Source organism: Kitasatospora sp. NPDC087271, assembly GCF_044744605.1.
Taxonomy (GTDB): domain Bacteria; phylum Actinomycetota; class Actinomycetes; order Streptomycetales; family Streptomycetaceae; genus Kitasatospora.
Genome location: NZ_JBIUYQ010000012.1, coordinates 149,710 through 158,514 on the forward strand (window position 1 = coordinate 149,710; position 8,805 = coordinate 158,514).

At 77.9% G+C, this 8,805-nt stretch carries 2 protein-coding genes; both read right to left on the minus strand.

Annotation, left to right across the window (positions count from 1 at the left end; translation table 11 throughout):
- Window positions 1-33: 33 nt before the first annotated feature.
- Entirely contained in the window at window positions 34-3,228 is a 3,195-nt protein-coding gene (locus ACIO9K_RS21580) for an amino acid adenylation domain-containing protein (RefSeq protein WP_400332060.1), read from the minus strand.
- A complete protein-coding gene (locus tag ACIO9K_RS21585) occupies window positions 3,225-8,732 on the minus strand; it encodes an SDR family NAD(P)-dependent oxidoreductase (RefSeq protein WP_400332063.1) in 5,508 nt (1,835 codons plus the stop codon). The genes ACIO9K_RS21580 and ACIO9K_RS21585 overlap by 4 nt, the downstream gene beginning before the upstream one ends.
- Between the last annotated feature and the right edge of the window lie 73 nt (window positions 8,733-8,805).

Below are 8,805 nucleotides of genomic sequence, written 5' to 3' on the forward strand. Positions count from 1 at the left end.
CGGCGGCCGGGGCCGGCCGGGACGCCGGTTGGTTCACTGGTCGGCGTCGGAGCCCGGGGCGTCGGAGCCGGCCGGTGCGTCGGCGTCGGCGTCGGCGTCGGTCAGGGCGGGGCCGATGGCCGCGGTGAGGTCGCGGACCGTGGAGGAGTCGAAGAGCAGCTCGATGTCGAGCGAGCAGCCGAGTTCCGCCTCCAGCCGGGAGACCAGTCGCAGGGCGCGCAGCGAGTCGCCGCCCAGCTCGAAGAAGTCGTCGTCCAAACCGACCTCCGGCAGTGCCAGGACCTCGCGGAACAGCCGGGCCACCAGCGCCTCGTGGTCCGCCGTGCCGCCGGGCCCGCCGCTCGGCGCGGCCTCGTCCGCGAACCCGGCCGGGGTGGGTAGGGCGAGCAGGTCGGTCTTGCCGGCCGGGGTGAGCGGCAGCTCGGCGAGGACGGTGACCGCCTCGGGGACCATGTACGAGGGCAGCGAGCGCCGCAGCCCGGCCTGGACCCCGGGGGCGTCGAGCGGGGCGCCCCGGTCCGCGGGCACCACCCAGGCGACCAGGCGGCCCTCCCGGACGGCGACCGCGGCGGCCGCCACCTCGGGCAGGGCCAGCAGGACCTGCTCGATCTCGCCGGGCTCGATCCGGTAGCCGCGCAGCTTGAGCTGGCGGTCCATCCGGCCGAGCAGTTCGATCCGCCCGTCGGGCAGGCGGCGGGCGTGGTCGCCGGTGCGGTACATCCGGCCGCCCGTGAACGGGTCGGTGACGAACCGCTCGGCCGTCAGCTCGGGCCGCTGCCAGTAGCCCTGGGCCACGCCGTCGCCGCCGATGCACAGCTCGCCGACGCAGCCGACCGGCAGCAGCTCGCCGTCCACGGTGTCCAGCACGTGCAGCACGGTGTTGGCGATCGGGCGGCCGACGGTGACCCGGGTGGTGTCGGCGGTGATCCGCTCGACGCTGGAGTACACGGTGGTCTCGGTCGGCCCGTACATGTTCCACACCGACTCGCCGCGCTCGGCCAGCGGCGCCGCCAGGTCCGCGGGGAAGGCCTCGCCGCAGCTGTAGAGCCGGGGGCGGCCGGCGCCCTGCCAGTCGGAGTCCAGCAGCGCCCGGTAGCGGGACGGGGTGGCCTGGAGCGCGGTGATGCCGTGCTCGACGCTGTAGCGGTCGAGTTCGCGGCCGCTCAGCCCGAGGGCCTGGCCGCCGACGTGCACCGTCGCGCCGACGGCGAGCGGCACCAGCAGCTCGGCCAGCGAGGTGTCGAAGCCGAGCGTGGTGAGGGCGAGGAAGCGGGTGTCGCCGTCGAGGCCGGGGTGACGGCGGGCCAGGCTGTCCACCAGGTTCGCCAGCGCGCGGTGGCCGACGGCGACGCCCTTGGGGCGGCCGGTGGAGCCGGAGGTGAACATCAGGTAGGCGAGGCCGTCCGGGGCTGCGCCCGGCAGCTCGGCGGCGGCGGGGTCGGCGGCCTCCTGGAGCGTCAGGTCGAGGTCGGCCAGGTCCAGGGAGGCCAGGTCGACGGCGGTGCCGTCCCAGCCGGCCAGCGCGGGCGCGCCGGTCGCGTCGGTGAGCACCACGGCCGGGGCCGCGTCCGCCAGGACGAGGCCGATCCGCTCCACCGGGTGGGCCGGGTCGAGCGGGACGAACGCGGCCCCGGCCCGGGCGACGGCCAGCATCGCGGTCACCAGGTCGGCGCTGCGGCCCAGGCAGACGCCCACCCGGTCGCCGGGGCGCACGCCGCGCGCGGCCAGCTGCCAGGCCAGGGCGTCGGCCCGCCGGTCGAGTTCGCGGTAGCTGTACCGGGTCTGCTGGTCGACCACCGCCGGGTGGTCCGGGCGGCTGCGGACCGCGTCGTCGATCAGCCCGGACAGCAGGGCCGACGGCTCGCCGCGGTCGATCTCGCTGCCGTTCCAGGTGTCGAGCTGGCGGGCGCGGGCCGCCTCGGGGACGGCGAGCAGCTCGCGGACCGGGCGGCCGGGCTGCGCGGCGATGCGGGTCAGCACCGCGACGACGTGGTCGAGCAGCGCGCCGGTCTCCTCCGGGGTGATCCGCCCGGCGTCCACCACCGCCTGGAGCTGCATCTCGGCGGCGGCCCGCACGACCAGGGTGACCGGGTAGTTGGTCCGGGTCTCGTAGCGGACGTCGCTGACCGTGACCGCGCCGTGGGAGAGCACCGCCTCGGTGCGGTCCGGGTAGTTCTCGACCACCACGACGGTGTCGAACAGCGGCACGCCGGGCGCGGTGTCGGCCCAGCGCTGGATGTCGGTCAGCGGGGTGTGCTGGTGGTCCAGCAGCGGGTGGCGGGTCGCGGCGTGGCGGGCCAGCCACTCGTCGCCGGGCAGCTCCCGGTCGATCCGCACCCGCACCGGGACGGTGTTGATGAACATCCCGAGCATCTGGTCCGCCCGGTGCAGGTCGACGGGGCGGCCCGAGACGGTCACGCCGACCACCACGTCGTCGCGGCCGCTGTGGCGCGCGACCGTCCCCGCCCAGGCGGCCTCGACCAGGCTGCTGAGCGTGGTCGCCCTGCCGGCGGCCAGCCGCCGCAGCGCGGTGACGGTCTCGGCGGGCAGCTCGGCCCGCACCGTGCGGAAGTCGCCGGACGGCTTGGCGCCCGGGCGCACGCCCGGCAGGCTCAGCGTCGCCGGCTCGCGGTAGCCCGCCAGGTAGCCGGTCCAGAACGCGCGGTCGCGCTCGGCCTCCTGACGGCCCAGCCAGGCGATGTACTCGCGGAAGGCGGGCGGCGCGGGCGGCTCGGCGGCGTCACCGGACAGTCCGGCGGTGACCTCGGCCAGCAGCAGCGCGGCGGACCAGCCGTCCAGCAGCAGGTGGTGGTACGTCCACACCACCAGGTGCTCGTCGGGCAGGCGCAGCACCAGCAGCCGCATCAGCGGCGGCCGGGCCAGGTCGAAGCGCTCGCGGGCGCGCTGCTCCAGCTCCTCGGCGACGGCGCGCTCCCGGGCCGGCTCGTCCAGCCCGGACAGGTCGCGGAACTCGATCGGCAGGTCCGCCTTGGGCAGCACCACCTGGTGCGGGGTGCGGATCCGCTCGCGGACGAAGGCCGTGCGCAGCACCGGGTGCCGGGCGATCGCCCGCTGCCAGGCTGCTCCCAGCTCCGTCAGGTCCAGTTCGCCGCGCACCCGGAAGGTGGTCAGCTCGACGTACAGGCCGTGCTCGGGGGAGGTGGTGCTGTGGAAGAGCATCCCCTCCTGGGTCGGCGAGAGCGGGTAGATGTCCTCGATGTCGTTCACTTGGTGTCCTCTCCTGACCGGAACAGGGCGAATACCCGGGCCAGGTCGTCTTCGCTGAGGTCCGCGTCCGAGAACGCCTCGCCCGACCCCTTCGCGGGGGCCGGATCGGGCTCGGTGGGAGCGGTGGGCGGGGCGGGGGTGTCGGACGCCGGGGCGGCGGCGGGCGCGCGGTCCGCGCGCAGCCGGGCGGCGAGCTGTCCGACGGTGGGGTGGGCGAAGAGGTCGCCGGGGGAGACGGTCAGGCCTTGCCGCTGGAGTTCGGCGGTGATCTGGACGATCAGCAGGGAGTCGCCGCCGAGTTCGAAGATGCTGTCCTCGGGGCCGATCCGGGGGACGCCCAGCAGCCGGGACCAGACCGCGGCGATCTGCTCCTCCAGCCCCTCGGGGCCGGTCGCCGGTGCGGACGCCAGGGCGGCCTCCGGCGCGGCCTGCGATGCGGTCGGGACGGGCGTGGCCGGCCCGGCCGCGCGGGGGCTGACCAGCACGTGCGGGAGGTGACGGTTGGCCAGGATCCGGTCGAAGGCCAGCAGGCCCTCCCGGGTCGGGATGCCGCCCTCCGCGTCCGGGCCGGGAGCGTCCGGGCCGGGGGCGGCCGGGGCCGGGCGCAGCACGAAGCCCTCGACGAGCACGGCCGGAGCGCCGTCCGGCCCGGCGACGACCACGTCGACGACCAGCGTGTCGCCCGCCCCGGCGTCACCGGAGCGGCGGTCGACCCGCACCACGGCTTCGGGGCCGAGCGGGCCGAGCACCACCAGGCGGCGGTAGGCGACCGGCAGGTGGCTGCCGGTGCGGGCGGTGACGGCGCCGGTGGCGGTGTCCAGCAGCGCGGGGTGCAGCGGGTGCGCGGCCAGGTCGCCGTGGAACGCCTCGGGCAGGCGCAGCCGCAGCATCGCCCCGCCGCGCCCGTCCTCGCGGACCTCGGTGACGCTCTCCCAGCGCGGCCCGGTGCGCAGCCCGCTGGCGCCGCCGGGCCGCTCCCCGGCGGCGGCGGACACCGCGACCTGCGGCACCGGGGCGCAGCGGGCCGCGAGGCCGTCGAGGTCCAGGCGCCCGGGGGAGTCGCCCCCGTACGGCGCGATCCGGCCCTGGGCGTGCGGCCTGGACGGCACGGCGCTGGAGCGCACCTCCCACAGGTGCCCGCCGTCGGGCGCCGGACGCAGCCGCAGGGTGACCTCGGGCGGGGCGTCGGCGGGCATCCGCAGCGGGTGGGTGAAGACCGCGTCCAGCTCGACCGGCCCGTCCCCGACCGCCAACCGGTGCCCGGCGAAGGCGAGTTCGAGCAGCGCGGTGCCGGGCAGGACCGGGACGTCGCCGATCCGGTGCTCCTCGGCCGGCCAGGCGCTCTGCCCGGTGCGGCGCAGCCGCAGCTCCACCGTGCCGTCCGGCTCCGCCCGGCGGGCGTCGAACAGGGCGTGGTCGAGCACCTCGCCGCCGTCGAGCCAGTCGCGCCGGCCGGACCGCAGCGCCATGCCGGTCTGCGACCACCGGTCCCAGCCGATCGACACGGCGGCCCGGGAGCCGGCGGCGAAGCTGTCCAGGAAGGCGTTGGCGCCGGTGTAGTCGGCCTGGCCGACCGCGCCGGTGACCGCCAGCACCGAGGAGCAGAGCACCAGCACCGGCCGGTCCACGGCCGTCAGCCGCTCCAGCAGGACGGTGCCGAGCACCTTGGGGGCGAGCACCCGCGCCATCTCCCCGGCGCTGCGCAGGGCGGTGACGCCACCGCCGGGCACCCCGGCGGCGTGGACCACCCCGGAGATCGGGCCGTACGCGGCCCGCACCCGGTCGAGCGCGGCGCCGAGCGCGGCCTCGTCGGTGACGTCCGCCTGGACGAGGCAGAGCCGGGCGCCGTGCGCGGTCAGCCCGGCGAGGGCCTCGGCCAGCTCCGGCGGGCAGCTCGCGGCGGGCGCCGCGCCCTCGGGGCGCAGGCTCCGCCAGCCGGCGCCGTCGGGGACGGCACGGCGGGTGAGCAGGACGAGCGTCCGGTCGGCGTCCTCGGCGAGGTGGCCGGCCACGGCCAGACCGATCCCGCCCAGGCCGCCGGTGACCAGCCACACGCCGGACGGCGCGGCGGGCTGCGGCCCGGCCGGGTCGGTGAGGACGGGCCGCTCCGGGACCGGCACCAGGTGCGCCCGGCCGCGGACGGCGGTCAGCGGCGCCGCAGCGTGCCCGGCGCGCAGCTGCGCCACCACGGTCTGCGCCGCCAGGGCCAGTTCCTCGGGTTCCCGGGTCGGGCAGTCCAGGTCGAGGGCCTGGACGGTGACGCCGGGCAGCTCCTGCGGCAGCACCCGCACCGCGCCCAGCCCGGCGGCGGCCTGCGGGGTGCGGGCGGGCTGCCCGTGCACCCCGTGGGCGGCGTCGGTGACCAGCAGCATCCGCAGCGGCCGGCCGGGGAACGCCTCGCCCAGGGCCCGGGCCAGCTGGACCGGGACGGTGAGGGCGCGCAGCGCGCCGTCGGCCGCCTCGCCCGGGGTGGCCGAGCGCAGCGGCGGGGTGTCCAGGGCCCAGCAGGAGAGGACGGCGTCCGGCACGGTGCCGCGCGCGGCCAGGGCGGCGGCCAGCGCGGGGAAGGCGGCGGGGTCGTCGGCGTCGAGCGTGAACGGGGTGCCGTGCGTGAGCGCGGTGGACGCCCCGGCGCGGACCAGGCTGACCTGGGCACCGGCGGCGGCGAGCTCTCCGGCGACGGCCTCGGCGAGGCCGGACTCGTCGGCGAGCAGGAGCACCGACGAGGGGAGCGGCCCGGTGCCGGACGGCGGCAGGGCCTGCGTCCAGGACACGACGCGCAGCCAGTCGTCCACGCCGCTCGCACCGTCGGAAACCTGCGCGGGCCCGGCGGGGCCCTGGACGGTGACGGCGGCGGGCTCGGCGGCGGCGGGCTCGAACCAGTGCCGGGTGGGCTCGAACGGGTAGCCCGGCAGCGAGACGTGCCGGCGCCCGGCGCGCTCGCCGAGGGCGGACCAGTCGACCTCGGCGCCCCGCTCCCACAGCCGGGCCAGCGCGGTGAGCCGGGCCGGCGGCTGGTCCGGGGCGGGAACGGCGCCGCCGAGGGTGGGCAGCGCGGGGCGTCCGGTGCCCAGGGTCCGTACGGCGAAGCCGCTCAGCCCCCGGCCGGGGCCGAGCTCCAGCAGCGGGCCGTCGCCCGGCAGCGCGACGAGCGCGTCGGCGAAGCGGACGGTGTGCCGCAGCTGGCGCGCCCAGTACTCCGGCGACGCGGCCTCCTCGGCGGTGAGCTCACGCCCGGTCAGGCCGGAGACGAGCGGCACGGCGGGCGCCTGGACCGGGACGGTGGCGACCAGCCGGGCGAACTCCTCCAGCAGCGGTTCGGCGTCCCGGGAGTGGAAGGCGTGCCGCACGGCCAGCTGCCGGGCGGCCACACCGCGCGCGGCCAGCCGCTCGGCGAGCCGCGCGACCGCCTCGGGGGCGCCGGCCACCACGCAGCGGTCGGGCGCGTTGACGGCGGCCAGCTCCGGCCCGGCCGGGTCGTCCAGCAGGGCGCGCAGCTCCGGCTCGGGCAGCGGGACGCTGAGCATCGCGCCGGGCGCCATGGTGCCCATCAGCCGGCCGCGTTCGGCCACCAGCCGGGCGGCGCCGGGCAGGTCGAAGACCCCGGCGGCGCAGGCGGCCGCGAACTCGCCGACGCTGTGCCCGGCGAGTGCGACCGGCCGGACGCCGAGCCCCGTCCACCACGCGGTGAGCGCGTACTCCACCGCGAACAGGGCCGGCTGGGCGGTCTCGGTCCGGTCGAACAGGTCCGGGTGGGCCGGGTCGAGCAGCAGCTCGCGCAGCGGCGCCGTGGTCCACGGCCGCAGGGCGTCCAGGCAGCGGTCGAGCGCGGCGCGGAAGAGCGGCTCGGCGCGGTACGGCTCGGCCGCCATGCCGGGGTGGCCGGCCCCCTGCCCGGGGTAGAGGAAGGCCACCTTCCGGCCGGTTCCGACGGCCTGGACGGCCTGGGCGGCGGGGGGCGTCTCGCTCGAACGCCCGGTCAGGACGGCGCGCCGCCACGGGTGGTGGCGCCGCCTGGTCTGGAGGGTGAACGCGGCGTCGCCCGCGCCGGGCGCACCGGGGGCGGCCAGCGCCGCGCCGATCCGCTCGGCGGCCCGGTCGAGCGCCCGCTCGCTCCTGGCGGACAGCGGCAGCAGCTCCCACTGCGCGGGCTCGGCGGCGGGCGCCGCGGGCAGCGGCGGCGCGTCCTGGAGGATCAGGTGGGCGTTGGTGCCGCCGATGCCGAAGGAGCTGACGCCCGCGATCCGGGTGCCGTCGCGGCCGGACCACGGCTCGGCCTCGGTCAGCACCCGGAACAGGCCCGGGGCCAGTTCGGGGCTGGGGCTCTCGAAGTGCACGGTCGGCAGCAGCGTGCGGTGCTGGAGTGCGAGCACCGTCTTGATCAGCCCGGCCATCCCGGCGCAGGTGTCCAGGTGGCCGACGTTCGACTTGACCGCGCCGAGCACCCGGCGGGAGTCCGGGGCGTCCGCGAACACCCGCCCCAGCGCGGCGAGTTCGATCCGGTCGCCGAGCGCGGTGCCGGTGCCGTGCGCCTCGATGCAGGAGACCTCGCCGGGCGTGACCCCGGCCACGGACTGGGCCGCCGAGACGACCCGGACCTGTCCGTCCAGGCTCGGCGCGGTGAAGCCGACCTTGCGGTTCCCGTCGTTGTTGACCGCCGAGCCGAGCAGCACGGCCCGTACGGTGTCGCCGTCGGCGACCGCGTCGGCCAGCCGCTTCAGCACCACCACGCCGACGCCGCTGCCGAAGACCGTGCCGGTCGCGTCGGCGTCGAAGGGGCGGCAGTGCCCGTCGGCGGAGAGGATGCCGCCCTCGGCGTGCAGGTAGCCGAGCCCCTGGCCGATCCCGGCGGAGACGGCGCCGGCCAGCGCCACGTCGCACTCGCCGCTGAGCAGCGCCTCGGCGGCCAGGTGGACCGCGAGCAGGGCGGAGGAGCAGGCGCTCTGCACGCTCAGGCTCGGGCCGGTCAGGCCCAGCCGGTAGGAGGTCTGGGTGGCGAGGTAGTCCTTGTCCCCGGCGGCCAGCCACTGGACGTCGGCCCGGTCGGCCAGGTGGGCCGCGTTGGGCAGCAGGTGGTGCGTCAGGTAGGAGTTGAAGCCGGCCGAGGCGTAGACGCCCACGCCGCCCTCGACGCCGTCGGTCAGCTGCCCGGCGTCCTCCAGCGCGGTGACCGCGCACTGCAGGAACAGCCGGTGCTGGGGGTCCATCAGCTCGGCGTCGCGGGGCGGGATGCCGAAGTACTCGGCGTCGAACTCCGCGAGGCCCTCCAGCACGCCGCCCGCCCCGACGAACCGGGGGTCGGCCAGCCGTTCGGCGGGGACGCCCAGGGCCGCCAGCTCCTCGGGGCTCCGGAAGGTGACGCTCTCGCGGCCCGCGACCAGGTTGGCCCAGAAGGCCCCGGCGTCGGGAGCTCCGGGGAACCGGCAGGCGAGGCCGGTCACGGCGATCGCGTCCGGCAGGTCCGGCGGTGCGGCGGCCGGGCCCCCGGGGGCGTGGGTGGTCATCGGGCTTTCTCCTCATGGGTGGTGATGCGACGCGGCTCGCGGGGGTCCGGCGGCCGACACCCGGCACGGGGTG

What these genes read in the sequence shown, in the direction of transcription:
- ACIO9K_RS21585 (WP_400332063.1), bottom strand. Translation starts at nt 8,732, where the DNA reads ATGACCACCCACGCCCCCGGGGGCCCGGCCGCCGCACCGCCGGACCTG.